The sequence below is a fragment of the Fibrobacter sp. UWB13 genome (assembly GCF_900177805.1).
In the GTDB taxonomy this organism is placed as follows: domain Bacteria; phylum Fibrobacterota; class Fibrobacteria; order Fibrobacterales; family Fibrobacteraceae; genus Fibrobacter.
Window position 1 is genome coordinate 31,692 of the sequence record NZ_FXAX01000001.1, and the last position, 20,209, is coordinate 51,900.

Consider the following 20,209-nt stretch of genomic DNA (forward strand, 5'->3'; position numbering starts at 1 on the left):
TCAAAAACGCCAAATTTGAGCCGGCGGATTACCTATGTGTGATATACTTCAAACTTCTTACAATCTGTGGCTGAATTCCAGTTGTTTTTCGATTTTCTCCCCAAATAAAGAGTTATATTAAGTATGTATAGTGATTTGAGGGGCCATTCTATGGATATGCAATTGACTTTTGAAGATGTTGCATCTGCACTTTCACTTGATTACGAGTGCGTATTCTTTGTCGATAACGAGACTAATCAGTATGCTTTGTTTGCATTTCGAGGCAAGCATACCAAGCTAGAACTAACCGATACGCGAGATTTTTGGGCGGATACGAAGGTCAATATGGAAGCCGTCGTCTATCCCGAAGACAAACAGTCGTTCTCGGAGCATATCAACCGCGAAACGCTCTTGAAAGCGATTCAAGACGATAACGTTTTTAATTTCAAGTACCGTCTGCTGGTGGAAGGGGAACCCGTCTGGTTCCAGATGAAGGCTGTCCTTGGCCGTTCGCAGGGGCGGGAATATTTGATTATCGGTGTGAACAACATTGACAAGCAAGAACGTGAACGATTGGAACTAGAGCAGAAGGCGTCTAAGAGCAAGACTTATGGTCAGATTGTGATGGCGCTTGCCGAGCGCTTCGATGCTTTGTACATGGTGGACCTCACTACGGAACACTTTGTGCAGTACAGGAGCGAACGCGTGTTCGAGGAATTGAGCATTGCGCTTGAAGGCGATGATTTCTTCATCCAGTTGAAGAAGGATGCAAAACAAGTTATCTATAAGGATGATTTTGCGTTGCTCACGGAATCTCTCACGAGAGATAATTTGTTGAAAGAATTGGACGAGTATGGCGTCTTTACGCTGACGTATCGCCTGAATACGCCGAAAGGACCTGTGTATGTAAAGCTCATGGCGGTATATGCCGACAAACAGCATATTATTATCAGCGTTACCAATGTCGATGCGATGGTGCGTCGCGAGCAGGAACTCAAGAAACAGGCGACCAAGAGCGAACTCTACGGGCAAATTGTGATGGCGCTTGCTGAGCGCTATGATGCCTTGTACATGGTGGATTTGGTGACAGACCATTTTGCACAGTACAAGAGTGAACGCTTGTTCTGCGAGTTGAGCATTACGGTTGAAGGCGATGACTTCTTCAATCAGCTGAAGAAGGATGCCATGCAGGTCATCTATAGTGAAGATATTCCTTTGATTACTGCCGCTTTAGAGCGAGAAGCTTTCTTGCGTGAACTCGATGAACATGGTGTGTTCTCGATGACGTACCGACTGAATAGCCCCAATGGTCCGATGTACGTGAATTTGGTGGCTGTCTATGCCGACAAGAATCATGTCGTTATCAGCGTGACCAACGTGGATGCGCAGGTGCGCCGTGAACAGAAAATCAGGGAAGAGGCGAGTGCCAATTATGAAAAGGCTCGCCACGATGATTTGACCGGCATCAGGAACAAGAACGCTTACGGTGAATTTGAAAAGAAATTGGATCAGCAAATCAAGTGCGGTAAGGATATTGAATTTGCGATTGCTCTCTGTGACGTGAACGGTCTCAAGACTGTAAACGACACGCAGGGACACAAGACGGGTGATATATACATTAGGGATGCTGCTAAGCTTATTTGCGAAACCTTTAAGCATAGCCCCGTATTCCGCGTGGGCGGTGATGAATTTGTTGTAGTTTTGCGTGGGTCTGATTTCACTAACCGCGAAGAGCTTTCACAGCAATTTTATGAAACCGTAAAGCGCAATGCCGAAGAAGACAAGGTTATTGTGGCTTGCGGCATTTCCGTGTACGACAAGGCTCACGACAAAAATACAGCCGCAGTCTTTGAACGCGCCGACGCCATGATGTACAGGAACAAGATGTCCCTCAAGGGCGGGCGCGACGAAATCATCAACACGATTATCAGAACCATCGGCGCGAGAATGAATATCTAGCGCCGAGCGTTCGATTATCTCTTCTTTTTCTTGTTCTTGTCTTTGGGCGGGGTGTAGTTCGAACCGATTGTACCGCCGTTGTTCTGGCGCTTGGCGAAATCGCCGACCTTCTTGAACATTTCCTTCATGCTTTCGTACTGCTTGAGGACTGCGTTCACGCGGGCGGCATCCGTGCCAGAACCCTTTGCGATACGGGCCTTGCGGCTACCGTCAATAATCTGCGGCTTCTTGCGTTCCTTCGGCGTCATGGAACTGAGCACTGCTTCCACATAGACCAACTGCTTTTCGTCAATCTGGTCGAGCGGGAGCTTGTTGAGTCCCGGGATGAGGCTCAAAATGTCCTTGATGCGGCCGAGCTTCTTGATCGTGCGGAGCTGCTTCAAGAAGTCGTTCAAGTCGAACGTGTTGTTGAGAATCTTTTTCTTGAGGTCCTTCGCGTCCTTTTCATCGATGACCTGCTGTGCTTTTTCCACGAGGGATACCACGTCGCCCATGCCGAGGATTCGGCTTGCCATGCGGTCCGGGTGGAAAAGGTCGATTTCGTTCAGCTTTTCGCCAACACCGATAAAGCATATAGGCACGCCCGTCATCTTCTTGATGCTGAGCGCTGCACCGCCGCGGGTGTCGCCATCCATCTTCGAGAGGCAGACGCCCGTGAAGTTCAGACGGTTCCAGAAAGTCTCGGCGACATTCACTGCTTCCTGACCGATCATGGCGTCAGCGACGAACAAAATTTCGTCCGGATGAACCGCGTCGCGTGCCTTTTCGAGTTCCTGCATCAACTCTTCGTCAATCTGCAAACGGCCTGCGGTATCGTAAATCACGAGGTCAAAACCGTTGTCCTTAGCATACTGGTAGCCGTGCTTGATGATTTCGACCGGATTGCCCTGGCCTTCGTCGTAAACCGGAACGCCGATGGACTTGCCGAGCACCTGCAACTGCTTGATTGCGGCCGGACGGTAAACGTCAGCGGCAACGAGGAGCGGCTTCCTCTTCTTCTTGCTGCGCATCCAGAGAGCAATCTTGCCTGCGAAAGTCGTCTTACCCGAACCCTGCAGACCAACCATCATGATGCCCACCGGAGATGGTGCGGAAAGGTTGATTTCCTTAGTTTCGCCACCCATGACGGCCACAAGCTCGTCGTGGATAATCTTCACAATCTGCTGACCCGGGGTCACGGAATTGAGCACTTCGGCGCCCATGGACTTTTCCTTGACAGACTTCACAAAGTCGCGGGTCACGTTGAAGTTCACGTCGGCAGCGAGGAACGCGCGACGCACCTCACGCAGCGATTCCGCCACATTTTCTTCGGTAAGTTTGCCCTGCCCACGCAGGTTCTTGAGAGTATTTTCTAGAGAATCAGTCAGCTGTGAAAACATAGTGGGTCAAAGATAGTAATTAGAACTTAGAACTTAGAGCTTAGAACTTAGAAAAGTGTGTGAAAAAGCTTGTAATGGTGTCATTCTGAGCGGAGCCAGTAAGGCGAAGTCGAAGAATCTATAAAATTTAGGAATGTTGGTGAAAATGCTTGTAATGACGTCATCCTGAACGCGAAGCGTGAAGGATCCAGTAAATTTTATATGGGGAGGGAGAAGTCTCTCCCTCGCTTCAGCCTTGGCTTCCGCTACCTTCTCGAGCGGGCTTCAGACGCCAGCCCGCAACGCCTGGCTTACCCCGCCCACCCACCCTAAAATTCTTTTGAAAAATCCCACTTTAGAAGAAAAAATCACTCTTTTGTAAACTTTTTGTGCGTTTCGCTCTTTTTTAAGTTATCTTTTTAACGAAATAGAGTTTTTGCTCTTGTTCTCTAGTCGAAATCTGCAAATTTCAAAAGAACGAGGACAAGGCGAACGCTCACGCAGGCATGCCGCTTTAGCGGTATGTTTCAGTTTGCTATGCCGACTTATGAGTCGGTCTTTGGTCGTATGGCCAAGGGCAACAGCCCTTTGGGGGCGTGGGTCGTTTGCGTTTATCGTTCTTAGGCTTTGCAGAGCCCCGGCTAGATAAATGCAACGATCTGCGCCTTTTTTGTATTCTTGCATAAATAGACGAAGTTCTTTGTTGAACAGGGGCGAAACCCGAATGTTTAAAGGAAGGGGTTCAGCTAATGGAAAACGAAGAACTTGCCAAACGTCGCAATTTAGTCAAAAAAATCGGACGTTTTTTCGGTTGGTGTGATAGCAAAATTTTCAACATTCACTTACGTCTTGTAAAGGGTTTGTTGGACAAGGAAACGCAGGCTAGGGCCCAGGGCCTTATCGATGACAAGCTTCACTTCAAGACAATCGGAGCCTTTATCACGTGGCTTGTGGTATTTCCTTGTCATGCATCGAAATATTCCACACGCAAATTTAAGCAAGCGATTGTCCGAATAGCCATTTCTGCAATACTTGCTTTTTTGCCGATGATACTACTGTTAGCTTTTATTGATCAGGTCTGTCCATCTTACAAGGATTCATTTAAAGAAAATCTTCTCATCCTTCATGTCGTGATGACCGCCGTGATGTTTTTTTTCTTTGTGAAATTCGGGACAGTCTTGATAAGGATTGTCACAAGTTTGCTGATACTCGCGATTCTAATGGCTTCGTTCGCTTTCCTTTTAAGTGATGCGGCTCCCGAAACGAAATCAGTTATATTCATTGCATTTGAAGTGGTGATTGCGATATTCTTCCTGCTATGGAACTTTTGGCCGAAGAAAAAAACAAACGAGGATTCGTAACTTGTGCAACACTAAATGTATTTCGTTCAGTTATTAAAACTTCTCTTTTTACAAGGAACTTAGAATCTATGGATTACAATAACGAGGCTAAAGAAAATAGGCTAGAAGAGTTAAAAATTAACATTATCGCATATCAAGGAAAAATTGAAGAAGCTGAAAGAACTCATGCTGTGAACGAGTATACTCTTAGTGCATGGAAAAAAGAATTAAAGGCTTTTGAATCAGAAATGGATTCGTTGAAAAATTCTCCCGAAAACGAAATTACCCTTAATTTTGATTAATAAGGAATTTGATAAAACCATTTGCAAACGCAAAACGCACTGTGCCGGAACCCGCACGACATGGTGTGTAATAGAATGCGGGATGAAATAAGAGGTAAATTATGATAGCCACTGTTACTGAAGATGATGCAGATATCACAATTTGGGACGAAACTGGAAATTGGGTCGCGCACATTCATAAATATTCAGGTTACAAACTTGCTGGTTATACGTCAGCGACTGTATCTGTCAATATTCCTGGTGGTCAAACTTTAGTTTTCAATGAGAAGGGACAACACATAAAAACGATTGGATGACTTAAGAAAAAATAATGGTATTTTATACATCTGCGATTAGCGGCATATGAATATAAAATGGGTGTTCATATGTCGCTTTTAAGTTGATTTTCTTTTGGCAATTCCGTAGCCAAATGCGATATATGGATGGAGACTATCCATGACTCTAGAAGAACTTGAAAAGATAATTTTGCCACATACCACAAAAGAGATCGAATACGGCCAGTAGCAATACTTGTTCAATATCGATGCAAAACGGCATTATTCGTCAATGAGGACTACATGAAAAGAATACTTCTGTTATTACTCACACTTTCTGTCTTGACTTTTGCTGCCAAGCCTTCGGGCGTATGGCGCTTTGCCCGCACAAATTCTATGCAATCTACGGCTTGGAATCATCCGGGCGAACTTATTGACCTTGGCGATAGGCTGGTGTGCCATTATGTTGGGCAAATTAATTTTCCGCCTAACAGATATGGCAACTGTGATGATATACTCATATTGCATCTTGCCAAAGCTCAAGCTATGGAAGAAAACGGAAAAATTATTGGGCTATACTGTGCATACGATTGGTCATTCCCTGATATGGGAGGAAACTACCTGACCAATGATGTGTATCGTGATAATTGTCCAGATATCTTGGCTGCGGTGAATGGTGGATTCGACGTGATAGGTGAATACTGGTTCAAACCCATGGAAAACCAGACTATCTATTATGAGGACGGCAAACCGATCAAGCAGACTCTATCGAATACGCGGGAAACCTTGGACCGATTCGACAAACGCTATGAAAACCAAATTCGGTATCGCGATACATACGACTGGATTCAGTTGAAGCCCGGCTATGGGTGGGATCAGTGGGAGCGACCGGGGAGCGTGTATGAATCGGGACGAAAAACGAATGGAAAAGGTAAGGCGAAAAAGCGTTAGGGATTGTGACCCCTTGGGGCGAAGACTTGCGTGCTGTTCTCTTTGATGTTTACGGAAGCAAGGCTTCGTTTTAGGAGATTGGCAACGAGCGAAGCGAAGGTGACAAACCCTAAAATATAGCCCGACCCGCATGTATGCGGGGAACGCCCAAAAGAAAATTATGAATATAGCAGGCCGCGTGAACGACCTGCTTTTTCTATGGAAAGTGCGGCCCCTTGCACGCATAGTTTTGAAATGGTATATTCATGGTATAGATAGCACTTCGTCCTGCTGACAGCGTATTCGATCCGGGCAGGTTGTTTCACTATCTGCTTGACGCCGACCTCCCTTTGTTTCGCTTGGCAGGCGAAAATATTCGAGGCAGCATACACCCTATGGGGAAACTGGCCCCCTGGCGATCAACGTAGAGCACCGTCTGTCATAAGAAAAATATGGTAGACGTAAAGCCTTGTTGTTTAAGGTTTGCGAACGATTGCGTTGTGGCGATCGCTGTGTTCTACTGTCGTTGTTCTGGTTCTCGTTTGCAGATCACAACTGTTTAACCATTCAAAAAAGGACATCCCGTTTGGCGGGATGAATCAAAATATGGATTGTTCTCAGCACTATAAAATGCTCAAGGATATGGAAAAGGATCCGAAGAATCTTGCCAAGTATCAAAAAATGTACAAGTACGCTTATCTTTTAAGTGATGGCGTTTTCAAGATTGTATTCACGGAGGAAAAGTCGCATTCGCTTCTTATTTCGCTGTTGAATGCGATGCTTGACTTGCATGGTGGCGATGCCATCGGAGAAATCTCGCTGGAAATGCAGGAATTTCCGGGTATTTTCAATAAGAAAAACTGTATTGTCGATATCATTGGCACGACCAATGCTGGCGAAAAAGTTCTTGTTGAAATTCAACAGCAGAAGGACAAGTTTTTCAAGGATCGCGTGGAATACTATGTATCACGTGTTATTGAAAATCAGGTCCATAAAAGCGAAAAATTTGAATTGCCGCATATCTATTTTCTTGGGCTTTTGGATTTTGAACTTTTTCCGGAAGAAGAACATGAATACATCCATCATGTCGATGAAATGTGTCATGGCAAGAAGTTCTTCCCAAAGATTCAGAAGGTTTTCGTGGAGATCGAAAAGTTTTTTAAGCTCGAAAAGTTGGGATTTACCAAGGATGACGAATCTGATGCCGCTCAGTGGCTACGTGCTATCAGGGTTGTTATCAAGGAAGAACCTGCTCCTGAAAAAATTATGCAGAATGAAACGTTTAGGCGGTTGCTTGAATCGGTGAAATTGATTAATTTTGCAGAAGAGCTTTTCAACTGCGAGGTAAAGAAAATGACGGATGTGATGGCTGAACGCGAAAACGCTTTTGCCGAAGGCAAGGAAGTGGGCCGTGCTGAAGGGGCTTCTGCCGAGCGGACGAAAGCGAATCAGGAAAAGCGTCAAATGGCGAAAAGTCTCAAGGAACAGAATGTCGATGTTTCTATAATCGCTAAATCGACAGGTTTTTCTGAAGAGGAAATTCTCAGTTTATAGCTGAAATTCAGTTTTTAAGAATGCAAAACAGCAGGCCGTGCGAACGACCTGCTGTTTCTTGTATTGCTTTTTTACAGCCTTTGTCCTTCGTTCCAGTAATCGGTGGGCTGCTCGACGCCGCATTCTTTTGCGATGTAGACGGGTTCGAGGCCTTTCTTCTTTTGGTCGGTGTAGTTTTTGAGTGCCTTAATGGCGATTGGCGAGAGAATCAAGATGACGGGGATGTTCACGAGGACCATGAGGCCTTGGCAAAGGTCTGCGCTGTCCCAGGCAAACGATGCGCTGGAGGTGGCGCCTAAGAAGACGATGGCGGTTGCGATGGTCTTGAATACGTTGCGGATTTTCTTGGAGGGGCGCCTGTTCAAGATGAAACGGAGGCAGCCTTCGGTGTAGTAGTAGTTCCCGATGAGCGTGGTGTAGCCAAAGAGGCACATGGAGAATGTGATGAAGACGGCGCCGTTGCTGCCGAGAACGGAGGCGAGAGACTTTTGTACGTAAATGATTCCCGAGATGTCCTTGCTGGGCTCGATGTTGGTCGAGAGGCACATGAGGGCTGTGGCGGAGCAGATGAGGAGCGTGTCGATGAATACGGAGAGTGATTGCACGAGGCCTTGCTTGACGGGGTGCGAGACGCTTGCGCTTGCACTCGCGTTCGGGGCGGAACCCATACCTGCTTCGTTGGAGTAGAGGCCGCGCTTGATGCCGTACATGATGCAGCTTCCGGCGAAGCCGCCGAATCCAGCGTCAAACGAAAATGCGTTTTGGAAAATTGTGCCGAACATGGCAGGAACATTCGAGATGTTGTAGATGATAATGCCGAAGGCGACGATGACGTAGATAGTTCCCATGAAGGGGACTAGGTAACTTGTGATGGTGGAGATTTTCTTTGCGCCTTCCCAGATGCAAAGAGCGAAGAGGGCGGCTAAAATGAATCCGACGATGAACGGTGTGGATGCCTGATCGTAGAATTTGTATCCGGTGAGGGAGTCCTGAATGTTGTACGAGGCGAGCAGGTTGTAGCCCACGATGTAGGTGAGGAGCACAAAGCCCGAGAAGAGAACGCCTAGCCAACGTTTGCCGAGTGCTGTCTGGATGTAATAGGACGGTCCGCCGTAAGAGTGTCCTGTGACATCGTCATGGCGCTTGTAAATCTGGGCGAGGGTGGATTCTACGAATGCAGATGCTGCGCCGAGGATGGCAATGACCCACATCCAGAAAATGGCGCCGGGGCCACCGAGGCAAACGGCCGAAGATACGCCGACGATGTTTCCGGTGCCGACGCGGGAGGCTGTCGAGACCATCAATGCCGCAAATGACGAAATTCCGTGCTTGTGCAATGGCTTTTCGCGAGTGACGCGGAATGTTTCAATCAGATAGCGGACTTGTGGAAATCCCAAGCGAACGGAAAGAAATACCCCGGCTACAATCAAAAATAGCGGGACTATGTAGAAATCATACAGGGCGGTGTTAAGCGCCGAAACAATGGGATGTAAGGGGTTTGACATAGAAATCTCCTATTGGATAAATAGTAGAAAAATTTTTAAATTTCTCCGCCATGCAACCGTTAAGTAAACGCACTGAAACTTTTACCGATTCCGTTATCCGCCGAATGACCCGCATTGCAAATGCTTGCGGGGCTATTAACTTGTCGCAGGGGTTCCCTGATTTTGACCCGCCTGAGGCGCTCACGAAGCGTCTTTCGGAAGTGGCTTTGACGGGGCCGCACCAGTATGCGATTACTTTTGGCGCACAGAATTTCCGCGAGGCGCTGAGCGATAAGCAGTTCCATTTTAGCGGGTTGCGTTACGATCCGCAAAAAGAAATTGTGATTACTTGCGGCAGTACTGAAGCGATGATGGCTTCGATGATGTCGGTCTGCAATCCGGGCGATAAGGTGGTGCTGTTCTCGCCGTTTTACGAGAACTATTCTGCGGATACGATTCTTTGCGGGGCGACTCCGGTTTATGTGCCGCTTTCGCCGGTGGACTTGAGCTTTGATGCGAATGTCTTGGAAAGTGCGATGGCGCAACCTGGCGTGAAGGCGCTGGTGCTTTGCAATCCGGCAAATCCGAGTGGTAAAGTCTTTACGCACGAAGAACTTTCGATTATTGCATCGCTTGCTGTCAAGTACGATTTATATGTGATTACAGACGAGGTTTACGAGCATATTGTTTTTGCTCCGCATCGCCACACGTACATAGCGACGCTCCCGGGAATGTTCGAACGCACGATTGAATGTAGCAGCTTGAGCAAGACTTACTCGATTACGGGCTGGCGTTTGGGCTATGTGCTTGCAGCGGAACCGGTTATGGAACGCATCAAGAAGGTGCATGACTTCTTGACGGTGGGTGCTGCGGCTCCGTTGATGGAAGCGGCTGTGACGGCGCTCCGTTTTGACGACTCGTACTATACGGGTTTGCAGGCGCATTACACGCACATGAAGGATGTATTTACAAACGGACTCCGCAATCTCGGTTTGCGTTTTACCGAACCGCAAGGGGCTTACTTTGTGCTGATTGATATTTCGGAATTCGGATACGGTCGCCGCGAATCTTGTAGCGCTTCGAAATGCGCGGCCGGCACATTGCCCGATGAACAATTCTGCATTGATATGGCGCAGAAGGTGGGCGTTGCAGCTGTTCCTGGCTCAAGCTTCTTCCGCGAACCGGTGGACCATCTTGTTCGTTTGCACTTCGCGAAGAAAGATGAAACGCTCTACGAAGCGCTCAACCGCTTGGAAAATTTGAAAAAGTTGAAACGATAGCTTGTGTGAATTAATTTGTAATTGAAAGGTGTAGCGGAATGCTGCTCCTTTTTTAGTTATAAAAAAATTGTATTATCAGTAATGAAATAATAGTATTGGACAAAAGCCTCCGCAGAATCTAATATTGTGCCAACAAAAAAACAACTTAACAACGGAGGAATCAATGAATATCTTTAAAAAAAATACGAAACTTTCGACTATTATTTTAGCATCACTCCTTTCACTTTCTGCATGTTCTGATGACGATTCAAATTCTGTCGCTCCTTCAAGCTCTGAAGAACATGAACATCATGCTACGGAATCTGGTGACCACAAATCTGCATCAAGCGGCTTGACGCTTGGCGATGAAAATATTAAAGATGGCATCATTTTCTTGCAGGATACGACAATTAATGGCGTGTTGACGGTGAATACTTCAACGCCGGGCGCAACTGTTTTGAAAAATGTCAAGGTCACGGGAAATCTGTTGATCAAACGCGCTGGCCGTGTTGATTTTTCGGGTAGTGCCGATGTGGTTCACGTGGGTAGCAGCAATACAGATGTCTATGCCTTTGATGATGTTGCTCTGGTAAATGGTCATCATTTTATGGGCAAGAACAATACCTTTACGACCAAGAGATTCTCGGATTATCAGGAAGTGGATTGGACCGAAAAGGCTGCGCATTTGTCTACAGGAATCCACTTGGCTTATACGGTCACGGGTGACGAAAAGGGCACTCCTGTCATTTTGATCCACGGCCTTACGGATGGTCGCGTTTCTTGGTCGCAGGTGGCTCCACAGCTTGCCAAGAAGGGCTATCGCGTTTATGTTCCGGAACTCCGCGGTAACGGAAAGACGGATAAACCTATTGAAGAATCGGCTTATGCGCTCAAGGAATTGACGAATGATATCGCAGCCTTTATTGATAAACTTGAACTGAAGAAGCCGCATATTGTTGGTCATTCTCTAGGCGCGTTTGTGGCGCAGGAACTCTCTATTTTGCATGCCGATAAAATTGCATCCATTACATTGATTGGCTCGGGCGCTGCGGTCGATGAAACGAATGCCACGATAGATTGGCTTGTGAATGGCACAGGTGATAAAAATTTTGATGGAATTTTTGCTTACGATTCCACGCAGAAACTTCCTGAATCCTTCATTGAAAAGTGGGGCGAAAATACGAATTCCGATGAAGAATTCCAAGCGGCGAACTTGGAACATTTAAAACAAGTTCCTTACTATACATGGAAATTCCTCGTCAGGAATTTGTTGAAGATTGATAATTCGAATCGTCTTTCTTCGATTAAATCGGATGTCCAGATTATCTGGGGTACAAAGGACGCTATATTCGATAAAAAGTCGCAGGAAGCGTTGCAGGATGGCCTTTCTAAGGCAAAGAAAGTCGTGTTCCGTGAAGTCAAAGATGCGGACCATAATACACATTGGGGCTCCAAAGCCGCTGTAGAAACGGTAACGGACTACATCGATAACTTTATCAAGGGCGACAAGTAATTATTAATTATGGGGAGGAGTATCTGTAAAATGATACTCCTTTGTGTTATGAATAAAATAATTTTATCATGCGTTTTATTGTTTGCTGGTGTCGCTTTTTCTGAAATTCGCCCGAAGTTGGACCTTTCTGGGATGGTGATGGTCCACGCTTATGCCGATTGGAATACGGATGAGCCTAAGGTTACGCACCGTTTTGAATCTATGCTAGATTTGGACTTTGACCTTCGTTTTAACGATCGCTGGTCTGCATGGCTTGAACTCGAAGCGATGGGGATGGCGATGAACGGAATGGAGAATATGGAAGGGATGGACATGGGCGATGAATCGTCTATGGATCCCGTAAATCCTGCTGTTGTCTTTAATGGCGCGTATATTCAATACACTCGTTCGGAACGCACTTTCTTTCGCGTTGGTGACTTGAAATTTTTTGAAGGTATTTTCAAGAATTATTATGATTTCGGGGATCCGCGCGATGACGCTGCAGGCATTTCGCAAAAGACGATTCGCGGTTTAGAATTCCAGTGGAACGGATTGCGATTTGATATAGGTTTTGGCACTGCGGGCAATGACCAAAGTTGCCATTACCATTTCATGTTTGGCGAGTACATGGGAATGGATTGTCTGGAAGGTTATACGTATGAAGTTCATGCGGCGTACGACCTAGAAATTGCAAATCAAGTTTTCCGTCCTTATTTTGATTACAAAAGCTATCAGCGTAAAGACTACAATGAACTTTATGCGGGGTTAGATTTATCGCTATCTTTGGGAAACTTTGCTTTCCACGGGTTGTACGGATTTCATTCGGTATTCCTCGCAAGTGACGATGCTGTCTCGAACCACGTCTTGCTTGTAGAACCGTCATTTGATATTTCGAGATTTTGCATAGTGGGCTCTTTGTTCTATGCGTTCATCGATGACCCTATTCGTACAAGTCTAGAAATCACGACGCGACCGGAATACTTCTTTGCTTTCATTGAACCGAGTGTTGCCGTGAATGAATATCTGAGTATCGGCGTTCCTTTGGAATTGCATACGAACAGCTTAGATAAAAAGGATGACTTGGGCTCTGTGCGCATCGGCGGAAGATTCTACTTTAATGTTCCTGACTTTAAAATAGATATTATTTCGATGGTGCTTGTCGATATCCCGTATGGCGATGATTGGCCGTCCGAAGGGAATAAGAATGATCCTTCCTTTATTTTTGGTGTAGAAGCGATGTTTGACTTCTAGGAGCTCATATGAAAAAGATTGTATTACTTTGTATTTTGCTGAGTTCCCTTGCGATGGCTCGTTTTGATTGCTGTGCCCGCAAACGCGCAACTGTCAAAAAAGAGGAAACGTCATTGACGTTTTCGGTGGGTGTAGTTCGCGCAGAAGATGAGTCCCTGCTGAAGAAGGCTTCATCTTCGCTTGCCAAGGAATCTATCACGTTACAGATAAAAAAGTGGGATACTCAGGAGCATGCCAACGAGGCGCTTGCCAAAGGCTTTGTCGATGGCTTGTATATCGATAGCCTTTGGTTTAACTCGGATTCAGATAAGAAAGAAGTTCTCTTGAGGCTGAAAAAAGAAATAGGAAAGTAAAATCGGCTGTCGCGCGGTCTTTGATTTTTTCTATCTTTGCCAAGCTATGGTTGATGCTATTTTAAATAGGTTCTATAAACCTTCGAAATTCAAGAAGAACGGGGACGTGAAGGATGTGCTCGTGGTGGCACTCCCGATGCTTCTGTCTATGTCGTTTGACACGTTCATGACGTTCATCGACCGTTTGTTCCTCTCGAAGCTTGGCCCTGCCGAAATGAATGCGGCGCTTGGGGCGGGGGCGGTGCAGCTTGCACTCACGATGTTTTTTACGGGCGCGATTAGCTATACGACGGCAATGGTGGCTCAGCGCTTGGGTGGTAAAAAACGCTGGGATTGTGCCCGCGTGTTCATGCAGTCGGTGTACTTGTCGCTGATTTCTGTGCCGCTTTTGTACCTCACGATTCCACTGGGGCATTTTGCGTTTGGACTGGAACATTTGCCGGCCGACCAGCTTGAATACCAGAAGACGTATTTCAACATTTTGATGTTCGGCGGCGTAATCAACTTGTTGCGTAATGCGGCGCCGTGTTTCTTTAGCGGTATTGGCGAAACCAAGGTCGTGATGAAGGCTGCTTTCGTTGGCATGATTGTGAACGTGGCCTGCAACTTTGTATTGGTTTATGGCTACGGTCCGATTCCCGCGATGGGCGTTGCGGGCGCTGCTTATGGCACGCTCATTGGCAATGTGGTTTCTACGGTGATTCTGTTTGCGAAGTTCTTTAGCAATAGCTGCCACCGCCGTTTCCGCACGCGTTTTGCGTTTGCGTTTAGCTGGCCGTTGACTCGCGAACTTTTGAAAAAGGGCATCCCGTCTGGCGTTGAGATGTTCTTGAACATGGCGGCGTTCCAGTCGTTGATTTTGATGTTCCATGCGCTTGGGCCTGAGGCGGCGACCGCGTCTTCGATCATGTTCAACTGGGACTTGGTGGCGTATGTGCCGCTGATGGGGTTGGAGGTCGCGTCGACGAGTTTGGTGGGGCGCTATGTGGGCGCCAAGAATGCCGCTGCGGCAACGCGTTCGACTTATTCCGGGCTTAAGCTCGGCTGGGGCTATTCCCTGGTAATGGGGATTTTCTTCATCTTCTTGCCGGGAGTGCTGACGGATATTTTCAAGCCGGATGTTGCCGAGGCGACGGAAAGCGCGCTTGCGATTTTTAATGCGGCTCGCCCGATGAGCATGTTCATGCTTCGGATTGCGACGTTCTACATTTTTGTTGAAGTCTTGCTCGTGATTTATGCGGGTGCGCTTCGCGGTGCGGGCGATACGGTCTGGGTGATGTTCGCTTGCGGTATCATGAACTGGTTCGTGGCAATTGCCTTGTACATCGTGGCTTACGTCTTCTATCTGCCGGCCCATTACGCTTGGATTGTGGTGGTTGCCGTTTATAGCACGGCTCCGCTGATTTTCTGGCGTCGCTGGAAGAGCGGAAAATGGCGCAGACACGTGATGAACGCTAAATAAAGCTCGAAAATCGTAGATTCGGGGCTTTTTTACAACTTTTAACTAGGCTTATTGAAGTGCCGTAGGTATATTTATATTGCCTGCGGCTTTTTTGTTTTGCTTTTTGGTGGTGGCTAATTTTTTAGCAGAAGTCGTGGGAGAGGATTGGAATTGGATATGAAAAAAAATCACGTCATTGCGGGCTTCGTTGCGCTCGCATCTATCGCTTTTGCTGCCCCGCCGTCTAACTTTAGCGGCTGGAATCTCGTTTTTGAAGATAACTTTGACGGCACTTCGCTTGACACGAAAAAGTGGAATTCGACGTACAACTGGGGCCCGACGCATAACCATCGCGCCTACTGCGCCAAAGAAAACGTGATTGTCTCCGATGGAACGCTCAAGCTCAAGGGCGAAAAGAAAACACACCCGGATGCCAAGGGCAGAACGGCAAAGTTCAACAACAAGGAAATCCCTGTCGATTACACTTCGGGTGCAATTGACACAAAGGGAAAATTTGAAGTCAAGTACGGCTATATCGAAGGCCGATTCAAGGCGCCCTCACAAAAGGGAACTTGGCCTGCGTTTTGGACGTTGCAAGACGGCTGGCCTCCAGAAATTGACATCTTGGAAATCCCAGCATCACGCAAGCAACACCATTACTATTTGCATTACACCGACCCGAGCTGGTACAACAGCCATGGTTCGGCGTGGGATCACGAAGCCTCTTTTGGCGGCCATAAGGACGACAATGTGGACCGTTCGGCGGACTTCCACACGTATGCGGTGGAATGGGACGAGTCGACGCTTAGCTTTTATTTTGACGACAAAAAGTTTGCAAGTTACAACCGCCCGACTGAAATCAAGCAGCTTTCGGCGCAGTACATTATCGTGAATTTGGCGATTGGCGGCTGGGCGGGCGATGATATTGAAATCACGTCGGACAAGCCTGCGTATTTCGAAGCAGACTGGGTGCGTGTATGGCAGGCGAAACCAGCAAAGCCCGATACCGTGCGCATTATGTCGATGAATTTTGGTACATGCATGACGCGAACTGCCGAGGACAAGCTTGCGCTTGGCGATTGCAACGGCGATAATGCGATTGCGACGATTACTCCGCTATCTTCGACGACTTACCGCATCAATTTTGGCGATATCTCGCTAGATACGCCGAATGAGTCAACCGATGCGGGTGTGACGATGGGCCTTTACAAGTGGAACGGCGGCGGTCATCAAAAGGTGGTCATGGAAAAGCAATCCGGCTACGAGGGCTCCGTGGTGCGCATGAAAATGCAGCACAGCAATATGTACCTGCGTGCAACGACGGATGGCGAACGCGTGGTGCAAAGTTGGGCTGATGACTGGGAATGGAATCAGATGTGGCGCTTGCTCAAATCCAATGATGAAATTCCGACGAAGGACCCGTCTGTTGGAATCCACGAGACTGCGCGGACGATTGCCCCTGCTTATGGCGCTAGAGTTTTCCGCAAGAATGGAATGCTTTATGTGCAGTTCGGCGATCGTAACGGGGGCGTGCCTAACAATAATGGCACGAAGCTTGAGCCTCGTGCCTACGATTTCAAAGGTCGTTTGCAAAAGTAAGAACTATTCTTTTCTCTTGTATCCGCTGAGCCCGAGTAAAATCAGGGCCGGCGTGTAGAAATACCATACAAAGTTGTTGGCGACTGTGGCCACGATTTCTTGAACGCTGTGGTCTTCGCCTGTCGCAAGTGAAATGCCTACGCACACGTCGCAGCAGACAAAAAGAATCATTCCGCGCTTGATGTTGCGTGCGTTTTTAGCAGGGAAGTATCCCTTTTTTGGAGCCTGGAGGGCTACTGCGAGCGAACAGAACAGGAATGAAGCGTAAGTCGCGATAATCGGGACGGTCGGTCCTTCGAAAATGCGGAACAGGTGCAGCGCATTCGTGATGAACATGACTGTAAACGGAATAATCAAAATCCAAGGGGAACTCTTGTCCGTATCGCTTGTACGCGTGTGGCGGTAAATGAAAAATGCCTGCACAACCATAAAGAAGCAAATGCCAAGCAACGTGTAATCGCTACGGTGCTCCAGAACATGAGCGTAGTTGTGCATGATTTTCAAACAGAAATCCGCGCACAAAGCCATAGCGAAACCCGCCTGCAAAAAGTTGCGGTCGCGCTTGCACAGGCAATTTTCGCCAATGAAAAATACGACAATCGTCATGATGGCGGTAACAGCGAACTTAGCGATGTTCTGGTAGTTGCTGCTTTCAACGAGACACTGCTCGACGGCACCGCAGTTGTAAAATACAAGCCAGTCTCTCACGAAGAATGTAATCATGAGAATCCCGACGATAATAATAAGCGAAGTTATAAGTGTTTTCTTGTTCATAACGTATAATATAAGTAATGAAAATACATTCAATCGTTAGTTGTAAAATAAAACAATGGAAATATTTGCCCTAATTGCTTGTTTGTCTATTTTGTGTATAAATTTTAATTGGATGGGTCCGTGTGTTAGGACCGATGTTGATTGGAGTGTATATGAAAAAATGGCCTATAGCGGTTTACTTTACCGCTATTGTTTCTGCGTTCGCTCAGTGGGGCGGCGGTGGATTCGGAGGTGGTGGATTTGGCGGTCCGCAATCTGGCAACAGTAGGATGGAGTACTCTGAAAAGTTTGCCGATGTAAATTATGTGGGCGATGGCAAAGTCTACCATACGCTGGATATTTACTTGCCCAAGGAGAGCAAGGATTCTTATCCGGTTGTTATCCATACATACGGTAGCGCTTGGAGCCAGAACAATTCCAAGGGCTCTGCGGATTTAAATACAATCTGTGCGGCGCTTCTTAAGGCTGGCTATGCTGTGGTTACTCCGAATCACCGTTCCGCAAGCGATGCGATTTATCCGGCGCAACTTCATGACCTCAAAGCTGTTGTGCGTTTTATGCGTGGCAACGCTTCAAAGTATAAAATCGATACGAATTTTATTGCCATGTCAGGGTTCTCGTCGGGTGGTCACCTTTCTAGTTTGGTCGCAACAACCTGTGGCTTGAAAGAAGGCAAGTCTGGGTCTGAGACTGTAGATTTAGTGGGCTCGCTCGGTGAATTTACTTCGTTCAGTAGCTGCATTGATGCTGCAACGCTGTGGTCTCCGCCGACAGATATTTATACAATGAATCCAATCAATAATTTCATGGGTTCGGGAACATACGAGGGCGCTTTTATCGGTGCTGAACGTGAGGGTAATAAAGACAAGTGGATGGTGGCGAGTTCACCGTATTACGCAAGTGACGATGATCCGCCTATAATCCTTTTTCATGGGACGTCCGACCAAATTGTGAACAAGGAACAGAGTCAGGAACTTTACGATTCCCTCAAGGCGCATAATGTCGTGGCGGAACTTGTTTCTGTGCAGGGCGGTTCCCATGGAGGGAATGAAATGTATGTCGAGGCGAATCTCGATAAAATGGTCAAGTTCTTTAATGATGCTCGCGAGGCTAAAGTTGCGAAAGCTCTAGATGTACCGGATTCGTTGAATAGAGATTCGGATGTTGTTGCCTTACCGTATTTTTCAAAATCGTATGGAGTGGAAATTTGCGGAAATCGTTTGCTTGTTCGCGGAGGTATGGACTCGTTCCGCTATACAATTATGTCCGTGAATGGATCTCACAAAGTTCATGGATATTTCCGCAAGGATCTTGACTTGTCTTCGTTGCCGCCTGGCGTTTACGGAATTGTTGTGAAATCGCCTGCGGGTTCAACAGATATTGTAAGGTTTGTTAAAAATTAAATAGTTTATCCTAACTCAACTTCTTCAAAACGGTATTTCTGTTTAACGTCCGGATACTTTTCGTGATCGACTTCGCTTAGGAACATGGATTTCTCGCGAAGCCAGACTGTATTGTCTCCGTAAAGGGCGCGGTAGATGACGTATTCATCTTCGGTTTCGGAATGTTTCGCTACTCCCTCAACAATGTAGTAGCGGTTTTTAAAGTGCCTGTAAATGCCGTGAATTTTAAGCTCTCTGTTTTCCATAAATATTATCCCAAATATTCAAGATTGAATTTTTTTTTCAATTTTTTGTAACTTATTACAATTCGTGAAACCTCTTTTACATCGTACGTAATATGTTGAATTGCAAAAAAAATATTTGTTTTGCAATTTACCTTATTTCGTGCGAATTCGCAAGAGCTTTTGTTATATTTTGACACGTAAAAACCGCAAGAATTCTTGCTCGGGAGGCGTAAGATGATTTCTTTGAATGACTATCTGTTTTCTGGAAATACGGTGCTGAAAATTTTGCATCAATATTCAAATGATCTCAGAAACAGTGCTAAGGAAACGCATAATAGCATTGATCTTGCGCATTCGAATTTTTTAATTCAGATTATTGAACTGCTAGAACACAATGACTTTTTGACTTCGCAATCTCAACGAATAAAAGAATTCTACAAGTACATGACGAGGGAATATCCTTTCTTGGCGTTTACGTTCAAGGGACGCATCAAGTCTTTGATTCGCGCCGAAGAAAAATTCAATGGCTATATCCTTGAATTTGTTTACAACTATTACAAGAAAAATGGGAAATTCCCGTCTGAAGCTGAAATTAAAAGCACGCTAAATTTTCGCGACTTGATTGCGTACCGCATTGTGATTTCGATGCCAACCTGCCACATCAAGAAAGGCGAAGATCGCACTGAAGTTGAACGGAAGTATCTTTACGAGATTGCGAACGTGATGCCTGAATTTTTGGAGGAACGAGGTTTTACTCCAGAAATTTCAAGACATAAGGATGGCGGCCATTGCGACTTGCTAAAAGATGCGGTTCAGCCGTATTACCATGACTCGGTGGTGACTCCGCGAAGCTCCGGGTACCAATCGTTGCACATAACGATGTATGATAATCTTGCGCGTTGCTATACGGAAGTACAACTTAGAACAAAAGATATGGATGACTTTGCCGAAATCGGTGATGCAAACCACTTCGGGTATGAAAAGACTCAAGAAACGCGTCGTTCCAAGCATGACCAAATTCCAAGCGGCGAGTGCGTTTACTTTGATGATGCTTATGAGCGCCTGACGAAATTGCAGGAACTTGAACTTTCGAAGCTGGATGTGAACATGTTCAAGGCCATCAATAATCAATTGATTAACGATGGTTGCGGACTTTTCAGAGGACGCCAAATTTTGCCGTTCGAACACCTGTCGAGATTCCAAAACGACTTGATTGATTAGCGTTCTGGTATGATAGGCTTTCATTAGTTGTT

At 46.4% G+C, this 20,209-nt stretch carries 18 protein-coding genes; 14 read left to right on the forward strand and 4 right to left on the reverse strand.

What is annotated here, in order from left to right; all coding sequences use genetic code 11:
* The first annotated feature begins 150 nt into the window (after positions 1 to 150).
* Positions 151 to 1,938, forward strand: coding sequence for a GGDEF domain-containing protein (locus B9Y77_RS00145; protein WP_254899861.1), 1,788 nt, complete (start codon positions 151 to 153; stop codon positions 1,936 to 1,938).
* 14 nt (positions 1,939 to 1,952) lie between these two features.
* Here the strand turns inward: B9Y77_RS00145 and ffh are convergent, their stop codons facing one another.
* Positions 1,953 to 3,317 (reverse strand): signal recognition particle protein, encoded by a 1,365-nt coding sequence (gene ffh / locus B9Y77_RS00150; protein ID WP_014547033.1) that lies wholly within the window; start codon positions 3,315 to 3,317, stop codon positions 1,953 to 1,955.
* A 728-nt stretch (positions 3,318 to 4,045) separates the two neighbouring features.
* Between ffh and B9Y77_RS00155 the strand changes: the two genes are divergently transcribed.
* The 5 genes from B9Y77_RS00155 to B9Y77_RS00175 all read left to right on the forward strand — a co-directional run bounded on the left by B9Y77_RS00155 (position 4,046) and on the right by B9Y77_RS00175 (position 7,676).
* Positions 4,046 to 4,657, forward strand: coding sequence for a hypothetical protein (locus B9Y77_RS00155; protein ID WP_014547035.1), 612 nt, complete (start codon positions 4,046 to 4,048; stop codon positions 4,655 to 4,657).
* A 68-nt stretch (positions 4,658 to 4,725) separates the two neighbouring features.
* Positions 4,726 to 4,938, forward strand: a complete 213-nt coding sequence (locus B9Y77_RS00160; RefSeq protein ID WP_015732294.1) for a hypothetical protein — start codon at positions 4,726 to 4,728, stop codon at positions 4,936 to 4,938.
* Between the two features lie 101 nt (positions 4,939 to 5,039).
* Positions 5,040 to 5,234, forward strand: coding sequence for a hypothetical protein (locus B9Y77_RS00165; RefSeq protein WP_015732295.1), 195 nt, complete (start codon positions 5,040 to 5,042; stop codon positions 5,232 to 5,234).
* Between the two features lie 261 nt (positions 5,235 to 5,495).
* On the forward strand, positions 5,496 to 6,143 hold the full coding sequence (locus B9Y77_RS00170) for a hypothetical protein (protein WP_085490019.1): 648 nt from the start codon (positions 5,496 to 5,498) through the stop codon (positions 6,141 to 6,143).
* 585 nt (positions 6,144 to 6,728) lie between these two features.
* Positions 6,729 to 7,676 carry an Rpn family recombination-promoting nuclease/putative transposase gene (locus B9Y77_RS00175; protein WP_176221691.1) on the forward strand — a complete coding sequence of 316 codons (948 nt, stop codon included), beginning with the start codon at positions 6,729 to 6,731 and terminating at the stop codon, positions 7,674 to 7,676.
* Between the two features lie 71 nt (positions 7,677 to 7,747).
* On the opposite strand, the gene B9Y77_RS00180 is transcribed toward B9Y77_RS00175, so the two are convergent.
* Positions 7,748 to 9,181 (reverse strand): alanine/glycine:cation symporter family protein, encoded by a 1,434-nt coding sequence (locus tag B9Y77_RS00180; protein WP_085490021.1) that lies wholly within the window; start codon positions 9,179 to 9,181, stop codon positions 7,748 to 7,750.
* 50 nt (positions 9,182 to 9,231) lie between these two features.
* Between B9Y77_RS00180 and B9Y77_RS00185 the strand changes: the two genes are divergently transcribed.
* The 6 genes from B9Y77_RS00185 (at position 9,232) to B9Y77_RS00210 (ending at position 16,555) form a co-directional block, all read left to right on the forward strand.
* Positions 9,232 to 10,440, forward strand: coding sequence for a pyridoxal phosphate-dependent aminotransferase (locus tag B9Y77_RS00185; protein ID WP_085490022.1), 1,209 nt, complete (start codon positions 9,232 to 9,234; stop codon positions 10,438 to 10,440).
* A 163-nt stretch (positions 10,441 to 10,603) separates the two neighbouring features.
* Positions 10,604 to 11,932, forward strand: a complete 1,329-nt coding sequence (locus B9Y77_RS00190) for an alpha/beta fold hydrolase (RefSeq protein WP_085490023.1) — start codon at positions 10,604 to 10,606, stop codon at positions 11,930 to 11,932.
* A gap of 48 nt (positions 11,933 to 11,980) precedes the next feature.
* A complete protein-coding gene (locus tag B9Y77_RS00195) occupies positions 11,981 to 13,162 on the forward strand; it encodes a hypothetical protein (RefSeq protein WP_254899862.1) in 1,182 nt (393 codons plus the stop codon).
* Positions 13,163 to 13,170: 8 nt separating this feature from the next.
* Positions 13,171 to 13,515, forward strand: coding sequence for a MetQ/NlpA family ABC transporter substrate-binding protein (locus B9Y77_RS00200; protein ID WP_014547040.1), 345 nt, complete (start codon positions 13,171 to 13,173; stop codon positions 13,513 to 13,515).
* Positions 13,516 to 13,561: 46 nt separating this feature from the next.
* A complete protein-coding gene (locus B9Y77_RS00205; protein WP_085490025.1) occupies positions 13,562 to 14,977 on the forward strand; it encodes an MATE family efflux transporter in 1,416 nt (471 codons plus the stop codon).
* Between the two features lie 156 nt (positions 14,978 to 15,133).
* The gene (locus B9Y77_RS00210; RefSeq protein WP_085490026.1) at positions 15,134 to 16,555 is read left to right on the forward strand and encodes a glycoside hydrolase family 16 protein; all 1,422 of its coding nucleotides are present in this window, start codon (positions 15,134 to 15,136) and stop codon (positions 16,553 to 16,555) included.
* Between the two features lie 3 nt (positions 16,556 to 16,558).
* On the opposite strand, the gene B9Y77_RS00215 is transcribed toward B9Y77_RS00210, so the two are convergent.
* The gene (locus B9Y77_RS00215; protein WP_085490027.1) at positions 16,559 to 17,329 is read right to left on the reverse strand and encodes a lysoplasmalogenase family protein; all 771 of its coding nucleotides are present in this window, start codon (positions 17,327 to 17,329) and stop codon (positions 16,559 to 16,561) included.
* A gap of 152 nt (positions 17,330 to 17,481) precedes the next feature.
* Between B9Y77_RS00215 and B9Y77_RS00220 the strand changes: the two genes are divergently transcribed.
* The gene (locus B9Y77_RS00220) at positions 17,482 to 18,732 is read left to right on the forward strand and encodes an alpha/beta hydrolase (protein WP_254899863.1); all 1,251 of its coding nucleotides are present in this window, start codon (positions 17,482 to 17,484) and stop codon (positions 18,730 to 18,732) included.
* 5 nt (positions 18,733 to 18,737) lie between these two features.
* Here B9Y77_RS00220 and B9Y77_RS00225 read toward each other — a convergent pair whose 3' ends face one another.
* Positions 18,738 to 18,977, reverse strand: a complete 240-nt coding sequence (locus B9Y77_RS00225) for a DUF1653 domain-containing protein (RefSeq protein ID WP_085490028.1) — start codon at positions 18,975 to 18,977, stop codon at positions 18,738 to 18,740.
* Between the two features lie 213 nt (positions 18,978 to 19,190).
* On the opposite strand from B9Y77_RS00225, the gene B9Y77_RS00230 reads away from it, so the two are divergent.
* Positions 19,191 to 20,177, forward strand: coding sequence for a nucleotidyltransferase family protein (locus tag B9Y77_RS00230; protein ID WP_085490029.1), 987 nt, complete (start codon positions 19,191 to 19,193; stop codon positions 20,175 to 20,177).
* The last annotated feature ends 32 nt before the right edge of the window (positions 20,178 to 20,209 follow it).

What these genes read in the sequence shown, in the direction of transcription:
- B9Y77_RS00200 (WP_014547040.1), top strand. Translation starts at nt 13,171, where the DNA reads ATGAAAAAGATTGTATTACTTTGTATTTTGCTGAGTTCCCTTGCGATG.
- ffh (WP_014547033.1), bottom strand. Translation starts at nt 3,317, where the DNA reads ATGTTTTCACAGCTGACTGATTCTCTAGAAAATACTCTCAAGAACCTG.
- B9Y77_RS00190 (WP_085490023.1), top strand. Translation starts at nt 10,604, where the DNA reads ATGAATATCTTTAAAAAAAATACGAAACTTTCGACTATTATTTTAGCA.
- B9Y77_RS00160 (WP_015732294.1), top strand. Translation starts at nt 4,726, where the DNA reads ATGGATTACAATAACGAGGCTAAAGAAAATAGGCTAGAAGAGTTAAAA.
- B9Y77_RS00230 (WP_085490029.1), top strand. Translation starts at nt 19,191, where the DNA reads ATGATTTCTTTGAATGACTATCTGTTTTCTGGAAATACGGTGCTGAAA.
- B9Y77_RS00215 (WP_085490027.1), bottom strand. Translation starts at nt 17,329, where the DNA reads ATGAACAAGAAAACACTTATAACTTCGCTTATTATTATCGTCGGGATT.
- B9Y77_RS00210 (WP_085490026.1), top strand. Translation starts at nt 15,134, where the DNA reads ATGAAAAAAAATCACGTCATTGCGGGCTTCGTTGCGCTCGCATCTATC.
- B9Y77_RS00180 (WP_085490021.1), bottom strand. Translation starts at nt 9,181, where the DNA reads ATGTCAAACCCCTTACATCCCATTGTTTCGGCGCTTAACACCGCCCTG.
- B9Y77_RS00145 (WP_254899861.1), top strand. Translation starts at nt 151, where the DNA reads ATGGATATGCAATTGACTTTTGAAGATGTTGCATCTGCACTTTCACTT.
- B9Y77_RS00185 (WP_085490022.1), top strand. Translation starts at nt 9,232, where the DNA reads ATGCAACCGTTAAGTAAACGCACTGAAACTTTTACCGATTCCGTTATC.
- B9Y77_RS00205 (WP_085490025.1), top strand. Translation starts at nt 13,562, where the DNA reads ATGGTTGATGCTATTTTAAATAGGTTCTATAAACCTTCGAAATTCAAG.
- B9Y77_RS00195 (WP_254899862.1), top strand. Translation starts at nt 11,981, where the DNA reads ATGAATAAAATAATTTTATCATGCGTTTTATTGTTTGCTGGTGTCGCT.
- B9Y77_RS00220 (WP_254899863.1), top strand. Translation starts at nt 17,482, where the DNA reads ATGAAAAAATGGCCTATAGCGGTTTACTTTACCGCTATTGTTTCTGCG.
- B9Y77_RS00155 (WP_014547035.1), top strand. Translation starts at nt 4,046, where the DNA reads ATGGAAAACGAAGAACTTGCCAAACGTCGCAATTTAGTCAAAAAAATC.
- B9Y77_RS00165 (WP_015732295.1), top strand. Translation starts at nt 5,040, where the DNA reads ATGATAGCCACTGTTACTGAAGATGATGCAGATATCACAATTTGGGAC.
- B9Y77_RS00175 (WP_176221691.1), top strand. Translation starts at nt 6,729, where the DNA reads ATGGATTGTTCTCAGCACTATAAAATGCTCAAGGATATGGAAAAGGAT.
- B9Y77_RS00225 (WP_085490028.1), bottom strand. Translation starts at nt 18,977, where the DNA reads ATGGAAAACAGAGAGCTTAAAATTCACGGCATTTACAGGCACTTTAAA.
- B9Y77_RS00170 (WP_085490019.1), top strand. Translation starts at nt 5,496, where the DNA reads ATGAAAAGAATACTTCTGTTATTACTCACACTTTCTGTCTTGACTTTT.